This window comes from Streptomyces sp. NPDC058295 (assembly GCF_042880655.1).
Classification (GTDB): Bacteria; Actinomycetota; Actinomycetes; order Streptomycetales; family Streptomycetaceae; genus Streptomyces; species Streptomyces coriariae.
Genome location: NZ_JBHVYO010000002.1, coordinates 144,650 through 161,409, shown reverse-complemented (window position 1 = coordinate 161,409; position 16,760 = coordinate 144,650). Strand labels below are relative to the sequence as shown.

General features: G+C 73.1%; 14 protein-coding genes. 6 read left to right on the top strand and 8 right to left on the bottom strand.

Annotated elements, in window-relative coordinates:
- Nucleotides 1-3: 3 nt before the first annotated feature.
- Nucleotides 4-663: a fasciclin domain-containing protein gene (locus ACFVYS_RS03080; protein ID WP_389498288.1), complete on the top strand. Its 660-nt coding sequence runs from the start codon at nucleotides 4-6 to the stop codon at nucleotides 661-663.
- 247 nt (nucleotides 664-910) lie between these two features.
- On the top strand, nucleotides 911-1,972 hold the full coding sequence (locus tag ACFVYS_RS03075) for an NAD(+)/NADH kinase (protein ID WP_389498286.1): 1,062 nt from the start codon (nucleotides 911-913) through the stop codon (nucleotides 1,970-1,972).
- Nucleotides 1,973-2,048: 76 nt separating this feature from the next.
- Here ACFVYS_RS03075 and ACFVYS_RS03070 read toward each other — a convergent pair whose 3' ends face one another.
- Entirely contained in the window at nucleotides 2,049-2,210 is a 162-nt protein-coding gene (locus tag ACFVYS_RS03070; protein WP_389498284.1) for a hypothetical protein, read from the bottom strand.
- 716 nt (nucleotides 2,211-2,926) lie between these two features.
- Here ACFVYS_RS03070 and ACFVYS_RS03065 point away from each other — a divergent pair.
- A complete protein-coding gene (locus ACFVYS_RS03065) occupies nucleotides 2,927-4,981 on the top strand; it encodes a phosphocholine-specific phospholipase C (RefSeq protein WP_389498282.1) in 2,055 nt (684 codons plus the stop codon).
- Nucleotides 4,982-5,072: 91 nt separating this feature from the next.
- Nucleotides 5,073-5,891: a phospholipid scramblase-related protein gene (locus ACFVYS_RS03060; protein WP_389498280.1), complete on the top strand. Its 819-nt coding sequence runs from the start codon at nucleotides 5,073-5,075 to the stop codon at nucleotides 5,889-5,891.
- Between the two features lie 58 nt (nucleotides 5,892-5,949).
- On the opposite strand, the gene ACFVYS_RS03055 is transcribed toward ACFVYS_RS03060, so the two are convergent.
- Nucleotides 5,950-6,897, bottom strand: coding sequence for a hypothetical protein (locus ACFVYS_RS03055; RefSeq protein ID WP_389498278.1), 948 nt, complete (start codon nucleotides 6,895-6,897; stop codon nucleotides 5,950-5,952).
- Nucleotides 6,894-7,694 carry a phosphatase PAP2 family protein gene (locus ACFVYS_RS03050; RefSeq protein WP_389498276.1) on the bottom strand — a complete coding sequence of 267 codons (801 nt, stop codon included), beginning with the start codon at nucleotides 7,692-7,694 and terminating at the stop codon, nucleotides 6,894-6,896. The genes ACFVYS_RS03055 and ACFVYS_RS03050 overlap by 4 nt, the downstream gene beginning before the upstream one ends.
- 222 nt (nucleotides 7,695-7,916) lie before the next feature.
- Here ACFVYS_RS03050 and ACFVYS_RS03045 point away from each other — a divergent pair, with 222 nt between their 5' ends.
- Nucleotides 7,917-8,531 carry a TetR/AcrR family transcriptional regulator C-terminal ligand-binding domain-containing protein gene (locus ACFVYS_RS03045; RefSeq protein ID WP_389498274.1) on the top strand — a complete coding sequence of 205 codons (615 nt, stop codon included), beginning with the start codon at nucleotides 7,917-7,919 and terminating at the stop codon, nucleotides 8,529-8,531.
- A 194-nt stretch (nucleotides 8,532-8,725) separates the two neighbouring features.
- Here ACFVYS_RS03045 and ACFVYS_RS03040 read toward each other — a convergent pair whose 3' ends face one another.
- A complete protein-coding gene (locus ACFVYS_RS03040; protein WP_389498272.1) occupies nucleotides 8,726-9,757 on the bottom strand; it encodes a DUF2510 domain-containing protein in 1,032 nt (343 codons plus the stop codon).
- A 285-nt stretch (nucleotides 9,758-10,042) separates the two neighbouring features.
- Between ACFVYS_RS03040 and ACFVYS_RS03035 the strand changes: the two genes are divergently transcribed.
- On the top strand, nucleotides 10,043-12,745 hold the full coding sequence (locus tag ACFVYS_RS03035) for an ATP-binding protein (protein ID WP_389498271.1): 2,703 nt from the start codon (nucleotides 10,043-10,045) through the stop codon (nucleotides 12,743-12,745).
- A 77-nt stretch (nucleotides 12,746-12,822) separates the two neighbouring features.
- Here the strand turns inward: ACFVYS_RS03035 and ACFVYS_RS03030 are convergent, their stop codons facing one another.
- From ACFVYS_RS03030 to pcaG, 4 genes are all read right to left on the bottom strand, one after another.
- Nucleotides 12,823-13,614 (bottom strand): SDR family NAD(P)-dependent oxidoreductase, encoded by a 792-nt coding sequence (locus tag ACFVYS_RS03030; RefSeq protein ID WP_389498269.1) that lies wholly within the window; start codon nucleotides 13,612-13,614, stop codon nucleotides 12,823-12,825.
- Between the two features lie 85 nt (nucleotides 13,615-13,699).
- On the bottom strand, nucleotides 13,700-14,824 hold the full coding sequence (gene pcaD / locus ACFVYS_RS03025) for a 3-oxoadipate enol-lactonase (protein ID WP_389498268.1): 1,125 nt from the start codon (nucleotides 14,822-14,824) through the stop codon (nucleotides 13,700-13,702).
- Nucleotides 14,821-16,152, bottom strand: a complete 1,332-nt coding sequence (pcaB, locus tag ACFVYS_RS03020) for a 3-carboxy-cis,cis-muconate cycloisomerase (RefSeq protein WP_389498266.1) — start codon at nucleotides 16,150-16,152, stop codon at nucleotides 14,821-14,823. Before pcaB ends, pcaD begins: the two co-directional genes overlap by 4 nt.
- Nucleotides 16,149-16,754: a protocatechuate 3,4-dioxygenase subunit alpha gene (gene pcaG / locus ACFVYS_RS03015; protein ID WP_389498264.1), complete on the bottom strand. Its 606-nt coding sequence runs from the start codon at nucleotides 16,752-16,754 to the stop codon at nucleotides 16,149-16,151. Before pcaG ends, pcaB begins: the two co-directional genes overlap by 4 nt.
- Between the last annotated feature and the right edge of the window lie 6 nt (nucleotides 16,755-16,760).

Sequence of the window (16,760 nt, the reverse complement as noted above, 5' to 3'; positions counted from 1 at the left end):
ACCATGAACACCCGTATCCGCCGTGCCGCCATGACCATGGCCGCTGCCGCCCTTCTGCCGCTCGCGCTGAGCGCCTGCTCCGACAACGGCAGCGATACGAGCAGCGCGGACTCCTCCGGTAAGACCTCCGCGTCGGGGACCGCCTCCGACGACGGCATGGCCGGCGCCGGCAGCACCGCCACGGCGGACCAGCCGTTCGGTCCGGCCTGTTCGTCGGTGCCCGCGAGCGGCGCCGGCTCGTTCGACGGGATGGCCCAGGACCCGGTGGCCACCGCGGCGTCCAACAACCCCGCCCTGTCCACGCTGGTGACCGCGGTGAAGAAGGCCGGGCTGGTCGACACCCTCAACAACGCCCAGAACATCACCGTGTTCGCCCCGACCAACGACGCCTTCGCCAAGATCCCCAAGGCCACCCTGGACAAGGTCCTCAACGACAAGGCCCAGCTGACGAAGATTCTCACCTACCACGTGGTGGGCCGGAAGCTCGCCCCGAAGGACCTGGAGAACGGCTCCTTCGACACGCTGGAGAAGTCCAGGCTGACCACCTCGGGCTCGGGCGAGTCCTACACCGTCAACGACTCCGCCAAGGTGGTCTGCGGCAACGTCAGGACCGCCAACGCCGACGTGTACATCATCGACACCGTCCTGATGCCCACCGGCTGACGGAACATGGGCTGAGGGCACATGGGCTGGCGGCACATGGGCTGGCGGCACATGGGCTGGCGGCACATCGGCCGGCCGGGCGCAGCACCATCGGTGCCCGGCGGCCGAGGGCCGAATGGCTGGCACGGAGGCGACAAGGCCGGTTCGGCTGCCCCACCATCGAGGAGAACGAGGTCGTAGGGGCGACACCGGGGCGTGCCGCGCACCGCCGCCACCACCTGGTGACCGAGACCGTCCGGAGGCGGATGTGACAGTGAACCGGCTGGGCCTGGTCGTGCACGGCGGACGTCCGGAGGCCGTGGCGGTGGCGGGCGTCGTCCGCGCGTGGTGCGCGCAACACGCCGTGCGCTGCGCGGACATCGACGTGTGGGACGACGGCGGCCGGCGCGGCGCCCGTGAGGAGGTCGAGGCCGCGGGCCACCCCGACCTCGTGGTGACCCTGGGCGGCGACGGCACCTTCCTGCGCGGTGCCCGGCTGGCCGCCGCGAACGACGCCCTGGTCCTGGGGGTCGACCTGGGCCGGGTGGGCTTTCTGACGGAAGTGTCGGCGGCCGCGGTGCGCTCGGCTCTGGACGCGGTGCGGGAGGGCCGGTTCGAGGTCGACAGCCGCATGCTGCTGGCCCTGCGCGCCTCGCGCCGGCTGGAGGTGCCGGCGGGCATGGAATCGCTCATCGAGTACGGCCGCGGGCCGCTCCTGCCGCCTCCGCAGGTGCGGCCCGACTGCGAGGTCGACAAGGACTGGGGCATCCCGCTGGACGTCACCGCGCTCAACGACATCGTGGTGGAGAAGCTGGTCAGGGACCGCCAGGTGTCGGTCGGGGTCTACGTCTCCGGGCGGCTGCTGGCCTCCTACTCGGCCGACGCGCTGCTCGTCGCCACGCCGACCGGCTCCACCGCCTACAGCTTCGCCGCCGGCGGGCCCGTCGTCTCGCCCCGGGCGGAGGCCCTCGTCTTCACACCGGTCGCTCCGCACATGACCTTCGACCGCTCCGTCGTCACAGCCCCCGACGAGCCCGTCGGGCTGCGCCTGCTGGAACGTTCGGGGACGGCCGCGGTCAGCATCGACGGCCAGTTGCGCGGTGTGCTCGACCCGGGGGACTGGATCGGCGTGTACGCCGCCCCGCGCCGCCTGCGGGCCGTCCGGCTGGGCCCGATGGACTTCTACGGCCGACTGCGCGAGCGGATGAACCTGACCGACGCCCCGGCCGCGGTCGCGGACGGTTCCCCCGCCCCGCTGTGGTCGTTCACGACGCCACCACCCGGCGACCTCGCCCATCTGACCCTGCTGACGGCCCCGGACGGTACCTGACCGGGCCGAGGCTCCGCCCGGCGCCGGAGCGGATCACTCCCGCGTCCGGTCGATCCCCGACGCACGGGCGGCTTCGTCAGGGCATGCGTGACGCCGCCGTGCGGGCCAAGGACAGGGTGCGGGAGCGGGAGGGCGCCGTGGGGCTGCCCGCCTCGCCGAGGACGACCAGGATCTTGCCCACGACCACCAGGACCAGGACCAGGGTCTCCTGGATCGTTCCGCAGGTCGGTCCGCACATGTCCGGCGGGGAGCTGGCCCGTCGTCAGCAGGGCGGACGACAACCGGGCGGCGGTGGGCAGCTCGGGTGCGGCCGGGGTGCCGGCTCCGGATGTCGAGCCGCCACCGGATCCCGGCCCCGTTCCCGAACCGCCGCCGCTTCGGCCGCCTCCGCCGGATCCTCCGCTACCGCCGGATCCCGTGCTCCCTCCGCTTTCCTCACCCGCGCCGCCGCTCCCCGGCGTGCCGGAACCTCCCGTACGGCCCGTCGTACCCGCACCGCTCGTGCTTCCCGAGGGGGACGGGGAGCCCGCCGAGGCCTTCGTGGAGGCCGAGGCGATCGCGGACGTGGAACGGAGGGGGCCGGGGCCTTGGTCGTCGCCGACGACGACAGCGACGGGTCGACGGGGACGACGGTGTCCGCCTGGTCGGTGGCGTGGCCGCACGCGGTGAGCGCCGTGGCCAGGAGCGCGGCCAAGCTCATTACATTCGGTCATAAATGAATAGATGTTGTCCCTTTCGTCTGCTGAGGCGAAAGGTCGATGCCCGACCCCGAGTCGGCGGACCGGAGCGGCTTGGGGAGCCCTTGGCCCGCCGCACACCCCTCGTACCGGCGACTTTCACGCCGGCGTCATCCGGGCCTTCCCTGACGTTCGGTGCCCTTGGAACACTCCTTGCGCGCGCATTGCGTCCCGAACCGGCAGGCGCAGCCCCTTCTGTACGAGAGGTGCCTCACCCATGCCCGAAGTCAACCGGCGCCGATTCCTCCAACTCGCAGGCGCCACCACGGCGTTCACCGCTCTCTCCAGCAGCATCGAACGCGCCGCGGCGCTGCCCGCGAACCACCGCACGGGGTCTATCGAGGACGTCGAGCACATCGTCGTCCTGATGCAGGAGAACCGCTCCTTCGACCACTACTTCGGCAAGCTGCGGGGTGTCAGAGGCTTCGGCGACCCGCGCCCGGTCACCCTCCCGAACGGCAAGTCCGTCTGGCATCAGGCGGACGGCGCGGGCAAGGACGTCCTCCCGTTCCACCCCGACGCCGACGACCTGGGTCTCGCCTTCCTGCAGGATCTCCCGCACGGCTGGAACGACGGCCACGCGGCCTTCCACGGCGGCAAGTACGACGGCTGGATCGCGGCCAAGTCCGCCACCACGATGGCGTACCTGAACCGCCAGGACATCCCGTTCCACTACGCGCTCGCCGACGCCTTCACCATCTGCGACGCCTACCACTGCTCGTTCATCGGCTCGACCGACCCCAACCGCTACTACCTGTGGACCGGCTACACCGGCAACGACGGCAAGGGCGGCGGCCCGGTCCTCGGCAACGACGAGGTGGGCTACAGCTGGACGACGTACCCCGAACGCCTGGAGGCGGCCGGGGTCTCCTGGAAGATCTACCAGGACGTCGGCGACGGCCTCGACAAGAACGGCAGCTGGGGCTGGATCCAGGACGCCTACCGCGGCAACTACGGCGACAACTCGCTGCTGTACTTCACCCAGTACCAGAACGCCCAGCCCGGCGACCCGCTGTACGACAAGGCCCGCACCGGCACCGACGCCCGCAAGGGCGAGGGCTTCTTCGACCAGCTGAAGGCGGACGTCAAGGGCGGCAAACTGCCGAAGATCTCCTGGATCGTCGCCCCCGAAGCCTTCACCGAGCACCCCAACTGGCCCGCGAACTACGGCGCCTGGTACATCGCCCAGGTTCTCGACGCGCTCACCTGCGACCCGAAGGTGTGGGCGAAGACGGCCCTGTTCGTCACCTACGACGAGAACGACGGCTTCTTCGACCACATGGTCCCGGCGTTCCCGCCGGCCTCCGCCGCGCAGGGCAGGTCCACGGTCGACACCGGCCCGGATGTGTTCGCCGGTGACAGCGGTCATGCGGCCGGCCCCTACGGCCTCGGCCAGAGGGTCCCCATGCTCGTCATCTCGCCCTGGAGCAAGGGCGGTTACGTCTGTTCCGAGACGCTGGACCACACCTCGGTCATCCGGTTCATGGAGCGCCGCTTCGGCGTCCACGAGCCGAACATCTCGCCGTGGCGGCGCGCGGTGTGCGGCGATCTGACCTCCGCGTTCGACTTCACTCGTGCGGACACCCGGCCGGTCGCCCTGCCGGACACCGACGGCTACGAGCCCCCGGACAAGGTCCGCCACCCCGACTACGTGCCCACCCCGCCGGCCCACCCCGTCCTGCCGAAGCAGGAGCGCGGCACGCGGCCCACCCGTCCGCTTACGTACGCGCCCGGCGTGAACGGTTCGGTGGACCCGACCACCGGGACCCTCACCCTCACCTTCGCCTCCGGGGCCAAGGCCGGCGCCGCCTTCCTGGTCACCTCCGGCAACCGCGCCGACGGACCCTGGAGCTACACCACCGGGGCGGGCGCGACCGTCTCGGACACCTGGAACTCGGCGTACTCGGGCGGCGCGCACGACCTGACCGTGCACGGCCCGAACGGCTTCCTGCGGGTCTTCAAGGGAGCGGGCAAGGCGGCCGGGCCCGAGGTGACCGCCCGGCACCTCGGCGACGGACTGGAACTGACCTTCACCCACCGGGGCTACGGCATGGTGGAGCTGAAGGTGGCCGACGGCTACGGCGGCAGACCCACGACCGTCAAGCTGAGGCCCGGCGGATCGCTCAGGCGCACCCTGGACCTGCGGGCGAGCCGCCGGTGGTACGACCTCACCGTCACGTCCGGCGCCGACCCGGCGTTCCTCCGGCGGTTCGCCGGACACGTCGAGAACGGCCGCCCCGGCATGAGCGACCCGGCGATCGTCACGGAGTGACCCGCTTGGGCCGCTGCCACGGTAAATGCGCGGTGAACACCGCATCGTGGGGGCTGGTCAGGTCGCGGTCGGCTCCGGGTATTGTGCCCCGGTGACCACGCATTCGAACACACCTTCAGGCTGGTACCCGGACCCGCACGGGGCGGCCCAGACCTTGCGTTACTGGGACGGCGCCCAGTGGACCGAGCACACGCACGCGGACGGCAAGGGCCAGGCCGCGCCGCAGGTGCCCCACCAGGCGGGGCCGGACGAGCGCGTCCAGCGCCAGGTACAGCAGCAGGCCGGGGTCGCGGCGGGCGGCCCCGGCGGCGGGACGCTGTTCAGCGAGCCGGTCCTGGTGGTGAACCAGAAGGCCAAGCTGATCGAGCTGACCAACGAGTACAAGGTCATGGACCAGCAGGGCGGTCAGCTCGGTTCGGTCGTCCAGGTCGGCCAGAGCGCGCTGCGCAAGATCCTGCGCTTCGTCGTCAGCATCGACCAGTACCTGACCCACAGGCTGGAGATCCGCGACGTCCACGGGCAGCCGGTGCTGCTGCTGACCCGTCCGGCGAAGTTCCTGAAGTCGCGGGTGGTCGTGACGCGTCCCGACGGGCAGCCGGTCGGCGAGATCGTCCAGCAGAACGTCTTCGGAAAGATCAACTTCGCCATCAACGCGGACGGCCGGCAGGTCGGCGCGATCAAGGCGGAGAACTGGCGGGCCTGGAATTTCGCGATCGTCGACCACGCCGACAACGAGGTCGCCCGGATCACCAAGACCTGGGAAGGCCTCGCCAAGACGATGTTCACCACGGCGGACAACTACGTCCTCCAGATCCACTACCAGCTGCCCGAGCCGCTGCTGAGCCTGGTCGTCGCCACGGCCCTGACCGTGGACACCGCGCTCAAGCAGGACGCGCGCGGCCTGGGCTGACGCCCTTCGCGAAGAGAGGTGACACCCCCGCCGGGGTGCCACCTCTCCACGCACCGGGCTACAGCGGGGTGAGGTGCTCCGGCCCGGTCGTCGGCCGGGGCAGCAGTGCCGGTTCGGCCGACGCCGTCTCCGGCCTCAGGGCCAGCACCGCCGCCACGGGGTGGTCCTCGTCCTGGACGGCACCGGCTTCCGGCGCGGCCCGGGACAGCAGCACCACACCCCAGCCCGCGATGCCCGCTCCGGCCAGCGCCAGGAGCACACCCGCCGCCCCGCCCTGGAGGCGTTCGCCCAGCAGCGCGAGGCCGATCGCCGCGGCGGCCACCGGATTCGCCAGGGTCACCATCGCCAGCGGCGCGCCGAGGCCACCGCGGTAGGCGGTCTGCGACAGCAGCAGCCCGGCCGCCGCGAAGGCCGCGACCAGCAGCGCCACGCCGATCACCTGCACGCTCAGCAGGGGGCCCGACCGGTCCGTCACGGCCACCGTCACGGTCTGGGTGAGCGCCGAGGCGACCCCCGAGGCGAAGCCGGACGCGGTCGCGTGCCGCAGTCCCGGCTTGGCGCCGCGCCGGGCCAGCAGACCGATGAGCGCCGCCGTCGCGCCCGCCACCGTCACCGCCTCCGGCACGCTCAGGACGTCCTCGGGAGCCGGACCCGACGCGGTGACCAGGATCGCCGCCAGGCCGGCCAGGGTGAAGGCGGTGCCCCGCCACTCGGCGGCGCTGACCTTGCGTCCGGCGACCCGTGCGCCCATCGGCACGGCCGCGACCAGGGTGAGCGCGCCGAGCGGCTGCACCACGGTGAGCGGTCCGTACTTGAGGGCGACCACGTGCAGCAGCGCGGCAGCGGCGTTCAGCCCCACCGACGACCACCAGGCGCCGTTGCCGAGCAGACGCAGCAGGCCCGTGCCGGGGTACCGGGAGGCCAGCCGTTCCTGGGCGACGGCGGCGGCCGCGTAGGCGACGGCCGAGAAGAGGGACAGGACGACGGCGACCAGGGTGGCGTTCATCGGCCCGCTCCCACGAGGACCGGCTCCTCGGCCGTGACGAGGGCGCGGGTACCGCGTCCCGTCGTCGTGGCCGTGCGCCGCCGGGGGGCGTGGATCAGCGCGAGCGCGAGGCCGAGCAGCGCGCCCGCCGCGATCGCGTCGAGCCAGTAGTGGTTCGCCGTGCCCACGATCATCAGCAGGGTCAGCAGTGGATGCAGCAGCCACAGCCACCGCCACCGCGAGCGGGTGGCGACGATCAGGCCGATCGCGACCATCAGGGCCCAGCCGAAGTGCAGCGAGGGCATCGCGGCGAACTGGTTCGACAGATGGTCCGTGCGCGGCGGGCCGTACACCGACGGCCCGTACACGCGCGCGGTGTCGATCAGTCCCGTCGCCGACAGCATCCGCGGCGGGGCGAGCGGAAGGGCGAGGTGCAGCACCAGGGCGGCGGCGGTGACCGCGGCCAGCACCCGGCGGGCCCACACGTAGTGGGCCGGGCGCCGCAGGTAGAGCCAGACCAGGAAGGCCAGGGTGGCGGGGAAGTGCACGGTCGCGTAGTAGGTGTTCGCGACCTTGATCAGGGTGTCACCGTGCAGCAGCAGGGCCTGGACGGCGTCTTCCCGGGGCAGCCGGAGCAGGCGTTCGACGTGCCACACGTCGTGTGCGTTGCGGAAGGCCTCGCCGGTGTGGCCCGCGGCCAGCTGCCGGCCGAGCTTGTAGACGAGGAAGAGCCCTGCGACCAGCAGGAGCTCTCGGACTATGGGCGGCCGCGCCGGCGTGACCGGCTCCGCTTCCCCAGGCTCGGTGCGGGCATTCATCCCCCGGCCCCTTCACTGACGGTGGTGCGTGTGGGCGGTGCTGCCGGGCTCGTGACTCGTGCATACACCATCGATACTGTGTCGTACCGATACGCCAGTGTACCGATACGCCGGCGTACCGGTACACTGGCGTATCGATGGTGTGCGCCACACTGGACACAGAATCCCGCGGCGGCCTCGAGACAGGCCGAAGAAACGGAAGAGAAACGAGGGGAACGGCAGATGATGTCGCAGGCAGCGGACGGGCCCGAGTCGGTCGCCGCCACGAGCCGCTCCAAGCTCACGCCCGAGCGTGAGCAGGAGTTCTTCGACGCCGTTCTGAACCAGGTCCGTGAATGCGGCTACGAAGCCGTCACCATGGAGGGCATCGCCGCCAGCACCCGGTGCAGCAAGTCCACGCTCTACCGGCAGTGGAAGACCAAGCCCCAGTTCGTCGTGGCCGCCCTGCGCTCCCGCCGCCAGGCCCGGCTCACCGGCATCGACACCGGCTCGCTCGCCGACGACCTGCGCGAGGCCGCGCGGGCCACCGGCCGCTGGTCGACGAACGACACCAAGCTGCTGCAGGCCCTCGGCCACGCGGTCACCGGCGACGAGGACCTCGCGCTGGCGCTGCGGGAGGCGATCATCACCCCCGAGATCGAGGCGCTGCGGGAGATCCTGCGACGCGGGGTCGAACGCGGCGAGATCGCCCGCGACCACCCGGCGCTGGAGTACGTCCCGGCGCAGATGTTCGGTGTGATCCGCGCCCGTCCCGTCGTCGACGGGGAGTACGCGGACCAGGAGTACCTGGTCCGCTTCGTGGAGGCCGCCGTGCTGCCGGCGCTCGGCCTCACCTAGAGGCCGACACGGGGACCGACACGGAGGCCGGCACAAAGATCGGCACAGAGAACACCACATGGCTCAGGCCGCCGTCCACGGGATGACTGGACGGTGACCTGTCTCGCGCCGCACCGTGGGGACGGGGGCGGCGCGCACCACCCGGCCGGGTGGGGCCCCCTTGAGCGGAGGGGTGCCCCACCCGGCCGGCCGTGTCAGACGTCCTGTCCGCTGCCGCCGCCCGTCGACACCTTGATTCCCTTGGTGATGGTGTCGATGATCGACACGCTCTGATCGGCGTCGATCCCGAAGCGGAGCACGACCAGTCGCTTGGTGTCCGCGGGCGCGGGGAACGCCAGGGACTCGACGTAGCCGTCCGCACCCTTGCTCGTGACCGCCTTCCAGCGCACCAGGTAGCCCTTCTGCCCGGCCACCGTCACCGCCTTGGAGGCGAGCACCTGGTGCGAGGTGATGGCGCCGTACGTCGTGCCGCCGTAGGACTCCTCGGCGTTGGCCGAGATGTCCGCCTTCGCGACCGCCTCGGCGGTCTCGCCCTTGGTCTCCAGCACCTCGACGGGCGCCGAGTACACGCCCCCCTTGGTGCAGGTCTTCGAGGTGTCGCCGGGGCACTTGTAGGAGGAGTCGGAGGTGATCTGCGCGCCCACGCTCAGCTCCTGGCCGGTCCAGCCGTCCGGGATGGCGATGCTGATCCCGTTGAGCGCGTCGGTCACCGCACCGCTCTTGATCTTCGGCGCCTCGGACTCCCCGGGCGAGGGAGAGGCCCCGTCCGAACCCCCGGAACCCCCGGAGCCGCCCGAGCCACCGGAGTCGCCGAAGGGCCCGCCCTGGCCGCCGCCGTCCTGACCGCCCGTGCCACCGGGCCCGCCCTGACCGCCCGGCCCCTGGGCCGTGCCACTGCCGCCGCCCGAGCCGTCGTCCTTGGCCAGCGCGTACACGCCGACCCCGATACTGGCGAGGACCGCCACGGCCGCGGCGACGGCTATGCCCGTCCGCAGTCCGCGCCGCGGGCCCGGGCCCGCCGGCGCCGCCGGATACCCCGGATAACCGGGATACGCCGGGTAGGCGCCGTCCGCCGGGGTCTGCGCCGGCGGACCCCATACGGCGGCCGAGCCCGCGGCGCGGGTCTGGTCCGTCCATGCCTTGCCGTCCCACCAGCGTTCGGTGGCGGGACCGTCACTTGTCTGCCCCGGATCGGGATACCACCCGGGAGGAGTCACCTGCGTCATGACCCCACCGTATGAGGCGTCGGTGAAAGCCGGATGAGAGGGAGGGCACTCTGTCGAAATCCGTTCCGGGCGCCCCGCCGCCCGGCTGGCGTGAATTAGACGTCAATTCGGTGCCCGTCACTCGCCGTTGACGCCGGGGACCACTTCCGCAGGCCCGCCGGGGCGTCCCGGACCGTCGCGTGTCACCCTGGAGGCGGGACCTGCCCGGACCGCCCTCCGCGCGAGCCCCCGGAAGGCTACGCTCGACGTCGGTACGTCGTTCGGGCGACTTGGGGAGGTAGCGGGATGACGGAGGTCAGGCCGACGACGGCCGCCTCGGCTTCCCTGTGGGAGCGCGAGCGGGAAGTCGCCGCCATCGCGGAGGCGGTGGAGACACTCTGCGCCGACCGGTCCTCTTCGGGTCACCTGCTGGTGCTCCGGGGCGAGGCGGGATTCGGGAAGACCGCGTTGTTGGCCGAGACACGCCGCATCGCCGAGAGCCGCGGCTGCGCGGTCTGGTCGGCCCGCGGCGGCGAGACGCTGAGGTCCGTCCCCTTCAACGTGGTACGGCAGTTGCTTCAGCCCACCCTGCTGTCCCTGCACCCGGAGGAGGCCCGCGAGTACCTCGGCGACTGGTACGACATCGCCGGCCCCGCCCTCGGCATAATGGAGCCCGGCGAGGGCCACGCCGACCCGCAGGGCGTCTGCGACGGCCTGGTCGCCGCCGTGACCCGGCTCGCCAGGCGCGACTACCCGCTCGTCCTGCTGATCGACGACGCGCACTGGGCCGACCAGGAGACCCTGCGCTGGCTCGTCGCGTTCGTCGAACGCCTCGACGAGCTCTCCGTCCTGGTCGTGGTGGCCCGCAGGCCCGGCGAGGTCAAGGGCGACGCCGCCCGCCACCTCGACGCCATCGGCGCGGCCGCCGGCCGCGCCGTCACCAGCCTCAGCGCCCTGACCCCGCCCGCGGTCGCCGGCCTCACCCGGGCCACCCTCGGCCCGCACGCCGACGCCGCGTTCTGCCGCGAGGTGTGGGCCGTCACCGACGGCAACCCCTACGAGACCGTCGAGCTCCTCGCCAAGGTCCGCGACAGCGAACTGGAGGCGAGCGAGTCCTCGGCCGGCGAACTGCGCGCCCTGAACCGCGCGGCCCGCGGCGGCGGCCTCGTCGACCGCCTGGAGAAACTGGGCGTCGACGCCACCAAGTTCGCCATGGCCGCCGCGATCCTCGGCGCCGACATCTCCGTCGACCAGGCCGCCCTGCTCGCCGGACTCGGCCGCGACGACGCGGCACGCTGCGCCGAACTGCTGCGCAACGCCCGCATCCTCACCGAACCCGTCCCGGCGGGCGACGGCGATCTGGAGTTCGTCCACCCGCTGATCGCCTCCGCCGTCTACGACTCCATCCCCGGAGGCCTGCGCACCGCGATGCACGGCATCGCCGCCCAGGTCGTCACCGACGCCGGCAAGGGCCTCGCGGCCGCCTCCCGGCACCTGCTCCAGGTGCACGCGGAGGGCGACGAGGAACTCGTCGAGCAGCTGCGCGAGGCCGCCCGCGAACACCTCGCCGTCGGTGCACCCGACGCGGCCCGCCGCTGCCTGGAACGGGCCCTGAGCGAACCGCCCGCCCCCGAGGTGCACGCGCACGTGCTCTACGAACTGGGCTGCGCCACCCTCCTCACCGCCCCCGCCAGGACCATCGACCACCTGCGTACCGCACTCGCCATGCCGGGCCTCGACGGCACCGAGCGCGTCGACGCCGTCTACCGTCTCTCCCAGGCCCTCCTGCACAACGACCAGCTGGAGGAGGCCGTCCGCACGGTCGAGGCGGAGGCCGCCCGGCACGCCCCCGGGCCCGCGCGGCTGCGGCTCCAGGCGGTGCAGTTCATGTGGGAGGGCGTACACGCAGGGGAGGCGACCACACCGCGCCGCTCCGAGCGGCTCGCCGAGCTCGCCTTGACCTGCACCGGCCGGGACAACGCCGAGCGCGCCCTGCTCATCCTGCGCGGCTTCGACGCCATGACCCACGGCGAGAACGCCGAGGAGGTCGCCGAGTTCTGCGACCGAGCCCTCGTCAACGGCGGCCTCGCCCCCGGGCTCGGCTGGACCGACCAGGAGTGGGGCATCGAACTGCTGATGATGCTGGCCAGCTCCTACGCCTACACCGACCGGCTCGACCGCGCCGACGCCCTCTTCAACGAAGCGTTGCGCGCCTACACGTCCGCCGGCTGGAGCGGCGGCCACCTCGCGCTGGCCCACGCCTACCTCGGACTGGGCCTGCGCCGCCGGGGCCGTCTGAAGGAGGCGGAGGAGTCCCTCAGGGAATCCCTGCGGGTCGCCGAACGCGTCGGCCGCGGCCTGCCCCTGTACTGGTCGGCCACCTGCAACCTCGTCGACACCCTGCTGGCCCGCGGCCATGTCGCCGAGGCCTGGGAGACCGCCGAACAGTACGGTTTCGCCCCGCCGTACCCGTCGACGATCGTGCTGCCCGACCCGCGCTCGGTGCGCGGCCGGCTGCTGCTGGCCGTCGGCCGGGTCAAGGACGGCATCAACGAACTGGAGGCGGCCGAGAAGGCGGCCGCCGCGCGCGGCCACCTCAACCCGGTGATGGTCCCCTGGGCCGTCGAACTCGCCCGGGCGCTGGCCACCGAGGATCCGGACCGGGCGAACCGGCTCGTCTCCGAGGCCCGTCGGCAGGCCGAGCGCTTCGGCACCGACACCGCGATCGGGGAGGCCCTGCGCTGCGCCGCCGCCCTGGAGACCGGCCAGCGCGCGGTCCGGCTGGCCCAGCAGGCGGTCACCTTCCTGGAGTCCTCGCCCTGCCTGTACGAACACGCGGCCGCCCGCGTCGAGTACGGCATCCTCTCCCGCTCGGTGTCCGAACTCGGCCGGGGCCTGTCGCTGGCGCGTTCCTGCGGAGCGGACGGCCTGGTGGACAAGGCCCAGCAGGCACTGCGGGGGATGGGCGCGCCGCAGGTGGGCCTGGTACCCGGACAGACCCGGAGGTAGCCGCGGCAGGCCACCGACGGAGGTGACACCGACGGCCTCCCGCGGCGGTTCACGGCAGGAGCGCGGGGCATCCGCCGTCAGGCGCCCAGCAGCTCCTCGGTGAGCCGCGCGAGGCGCGCCCGAACCCGCGGGTCGTACGTCGCCTCGTGCGCCCGCGCCGGACGCGTTCCGTCGAAGAAACCGCCCGCGCCCGACTCCTGGGTGGCCAGCGCCAGGACGCCCGGCGCGCCGTCCGCGACCGTGCTCCAGGGCGCGACCCCGCCCTCGCGGACCATCGCGGTGTCCATGAACGTCGCCGGATGCAGCACGTTCACCGACACCCCGCTGCCCGTCAACTCCGCCGCCAGGCCGAAGGTATGGGCCGCCAGCGCGAACTTGGCCCGGCAGTAGGCGGCGAACCCGTCGTAGCCACGGGTGAACCCGAGGTCGTCGAAGTCGACGGGTTCCTGACCGACCGAGCCGACGTTGACGATCCGCGCGGGCGCCCCGGCCCGCAGGGCGGGCAGCAGGGCGCGCGTCAGGGCCACCGGCGCCAAGTAGTTCACCGCCAGCCGCAGTTCGTGACCGTCGGCGCTCACCTCACGGCCCGCACCGGGCGAACCGGCGCCCACCCCCGCGTTGTTGACGAGCACATCGAGCGCGGGGTGGGCCTCGGCGACCCGCGCGCCCAGCTCGCGCACCTGCGCCAGCGAGGCCAGATCGGCGACGAACCCCGCCGCCTCGCCCTCGGCGCGCAACTCGGCGACGAGCCGCTCCGTGCGGCCGGGGTCGCGGCCGTGGGCGAGGACGAGATGGCCGGAGCGGACGAGTTCGAACGCGACGTACCGGCCGAGGCCGGAGGTGGCGCCGGTGATCAGGATGGTGGACATGCCCCCACCGTAGGCACCGGACACCGGATCGCGGGTGATGCCGCCGGAGCTACCACCGGCAGGATCACCCTCGGCCGTACGCGCCTCAGCCGGTCCCGTCCTCCTCGGCCAGCACCCGCTGGGCCGTCGCGAACGCCGAGTTCGCCGCCGGAACCCCGCAGTAGACGGCCGTCTGCAGCAGCACGGCGCCGATCTCCTCGGGCGTGAGCCCGTTGCGCCGGGCCGCCCGCACATGCATGGCCAGCTCGTCGTAGTGGCCGTGCGCCACCAGCGCGGTCAGCGTGATCATGCTGCGCTCACGCCGGCTCAGCGTCGGGTCGGTCCAGATCTCGCCCCAGGCGTAGCGGGAGATGAAGTCCTGGTAGCGCGCGGTGAACGCGTTCTGCCGGGCCTGCGCCCGGTCCACGTGCGCGTCCCCGAGCACCTCCCGGCGCACCTCCATGCCCCGCTTGGCCCCTCCGTCGAGATGGGTGCGCAGCACGGTCAGCACGGCCTCGGGGCACTCGGCGGGCGCCAGATGCGAGGCGCCCGGGAGCTCGACCAGCGCGGCGCCCGGCACCGCGTCCGCGATCTCCCGCAGATGCGCCGGCGGCGTCGCCGGATCCTGCCGCCCGGCGATCACCACGGTCCGTACGGCGATCTCCGGCAGCCGCTCGCGCAGATCGAACGCGCCCAGCGCGTCACAGCACGCCGCGTAGGCCTCCGGGTCGGCGTCGCGGTGGTCGGCGACCAGCCCCGGCACGGAGAACCCGGGCGTGAACCAACGGGCGTTCGCCCCCTCGGCGAGCCCCGCCAGTCCCTCGCGGCGCACCAGCGCGGCCCGCTCCTGCCATGGCGTGGACCCGTTGAAGTGGGCCGACGAACAGATGACCGCCAGCGCCGACACCCGCTCCGGGTGATGCAGCGCCAGCTGCAGACCCACCGCACCGCCCAGGGAAACGCCCGCGTACGCGAACCGCTCCACGCCGAGCGAGTCGGCCAGCGCCAGCACCAGGTCGGCGAGGTCCCCCACGGTGGCCCCGGGACCGATCAGGTCGGCCGCCGAACCCCCGTGCCCCGGCAGGTCCCAGCGGACCACCCGGTGCGTGGCGGACAGCTCCGGCGCGACCTTGTCCCACAGGGCGTACGAGGTACCCAGTGAGGGGCCGAGCAGCAGCGCCGGAGCGGAAGTCGGGCCCTCGGCAAGGTGGTTGAGCAGCTTCTCGGTCAACGTCGCTCCAGCGCACGGTCGGTGAGGCTTCCGGCGGAACCGGTGTAGCGGGCGGGATCGGTGAGGTCGCCGAGGTCGACGTCCTTCAGGTCGGGCTCCGTCGCCAGCAGTTCGGCCAGCGGACGGTTCTCGGCATAGGTGCGCCGGGCGAGCTCGGTGAGCAGTTCCTTGGCGCGGGCCCGGCCGAGCACGGCCGACAGTGCCGCGGACAGCCGCTCGGAGACGATCAGCCCGTGGGTGAGGTCGAGGTGCTCCCGCATCGCGTCCGCGTCCACCCGGAGCCCCTCGGTCAGCTCGGCCGCGTCCCGGGCCGCCCCGCCGGTCAGCCGGAGCAGCTCCCTGAGCGGCTCCCACTCGGCGTGCCACGCCCCGGCCGGCCGTTCGTCCTCGGCGGCCAGGGACCCATACAGCGTGGCCGCGAGCTGCGGGGCACGCCGGGCGGCCGCCGCGATCAGCGTGGACCGCACCGGGTTGGCCTTGTGCGGCATGGCCGACGAACCGCCTCCGCTGCCCTCCGCCACCTCGGCGATCTCGGTGCGGGCGAGGGTCAGGACGTCCGTCGCGACCTTCCCCAGCGCGCCCGCCGCGAGGGCCAGACAGCCGGCCAGGTCGGCGATCGGCGTGCGCAGGGTGTGCCACGGCAACAGCGGTGCCCGCAGCCCCAGTTCACGGGCGAAGGCGGCGGGCAGCGCGGTGGCGTCGGTGGCGCCGTACGCCGTGAAGGCCGCCAACGTACCGGCCGCGCCGCCGAGTTGGGCGGGCAGCGAGTCCCGCACCGCCGTCGTCCGGTCCCGCGCGTCCAGCACCAGCGACCGCCAGCCGGCCGCCTTCAGCCCGAAGGTCGTCGGCACGGCGTGCTGGGTGAGCGTCCGGCCCGGCATCGGCGTGTCGCGGTGCTCGGCGGCCAGCCGGGCCAGCGCCCGCTGGACGCGGCCGAGGTCGGCCAGGAGCAGGTCGAGGGTGCGCACCGCGACCAGCATCGTCGCCGTGTCCATGATGTCCTGGCTGGTCGCGCCCCGGTGGACGTACGGGCCGTACTCCTCGCCGACCGCCTTCGTCAGATCGGCGACCAGCGGGATCACCGGGTTCCCGCCGCCGCGCGCCCGCCCGGCGAGGGAGCGTACGTCGAACTCGCCGTCGTCGGCCGCCGAGGTGACCGCCGCTCCGGCGCCCCGCGGGGCCAGTCCCAGCGCCTCCTGGGCGCGGGTCAGCGCGGCCTCCGCGTCGAGCAGCGCCCGCAGATAGGCGCCGTCGCCGGTCGCGGCGGCGGCGGGGGAGCCGGTCCACCCGGGGGCGAGCAGACCGGCGTCGTGGTGCGCAGTTGTCACTGGAACTCCAGGAAGACCGTCTCGCCTTCGCCCTGAAGGCGGATGTCGAAACGGTAGGTCCCCAGCTCGCCCCGCGTGGCGATGAGCGTGTCGCGCCGCGCCGGGTCCACCCGCGTCAGCAGCGGGTCGGCGGTCAGCGCGGCCTCGTCGTCCGGCAGGTAGATCCGGGTGAACAGGTGCACAAGCAGCCCGCGGGCGAACACACAGACACTCAGGTACGGGGCGCTGTGCCCGCGCGCGCCCGGCCGCAGCGTCCGCGCCGACCAGTGGCCGTTGGCATCCGTCTGCACGCGCCCCCAGCCGGTGAACTCCACGCCGTTGCGGCCGAGGAAACCGCCGCTCGACGCATCCCGCCGCATCGAGCCGTCCACCTGCGGCAGATTGCCCTCGGGGTCCGCGCCCCACAGCTCCAGAAACGCGTCCGGCAACGGGTTGCCCTCCCCGTCGTACACATAGCCCTGGAGGGCGATCGTGTCCGGGTGGCCGAGCGGGGCGATGTCACCGCCGCCGGGAAACGGCAGGGCGTGGCCGTAGAACGGGCCGACCGTGTGCGACGGAGTGGGGAGCACGGTCTCCGGACGGCTCGTGTCGATCTTCGTCATGGCAGG

Bases quoted from the DNA above. Each gene is read 5' to 3' on its own strand.
- ACFVYS_RS03080 (WP_389498288.1), top strand. From the start codon at position 4: ATGAACACCCGTATCCGCCGTGCCGCCATGACCATGGCCGCTGCCGCC.
- ACFVYS_RS03070 (WP_389498284.1), bottom strand. From the start codon at position 2,210: ATGTGCGGACCGACCTGCGGAACGATCCAGGAGACCCTGGTCCTGGTC.
- ACFVYS_RS03065 (WP_389498282.1), top strand. From the start codon at position 2,927: ATGCCCGAAGTCAACCGGCGCCGATTCCTCCAACTCGCAGGCGCCACC.
- ACFVYS_RS03055 (WP_389498278.1), bottom strand. From the start codon at position 6,897: ATGAACGCCACCCTGGTCGCCGTCGTCCTGTCCCTCTTCTCGGCCGTC.
- ACFVYS_RS03050 (WP_389498276.1), bottom strand. From the start codon at position 7,694: ATGAATGCCCGCACCGAGCCTGGGGAAGCGGAGCCGGTCACGCCGGCG.
- ACFVYS_RS03045 (WP_389498274.1), top strand. From the start codon at position 7,917: ATGATGTCGCAGGCAGCGGACGGGCCCGAGTCGGTCGCCGCCACGAGC.
- ACFVYS_RS03040 (WP_389498272.1), bottom strand. From the start codon at position 9,757: ATGACGCAGGTGACTCCTCCCGGGTGGTATCCCGATCCGGGGCAGACA.
- ACFVYS_RS03035 (WP_389498271.1), top strand. From the start codon at position 10,043: ATGACGGAGGTCAGGCCGACGACGGCCGCCTCGGCTTCCCTGTGGGAG.
- ACFVYS_RS03030 (WP_389498269.1), bottom strand. From the start codon at position 13,614: ATGTCCACCATCCTGATCACCGGCGCCACCTCCGGCCTCGGCCGGTAC.
- pcaG (WP_389498264.1), bottom strand. From the start codon at position 16,754: ATGACGAAGATCGACACGAGCCGTCCGGAGACCGTGCTCCCCACTCCG.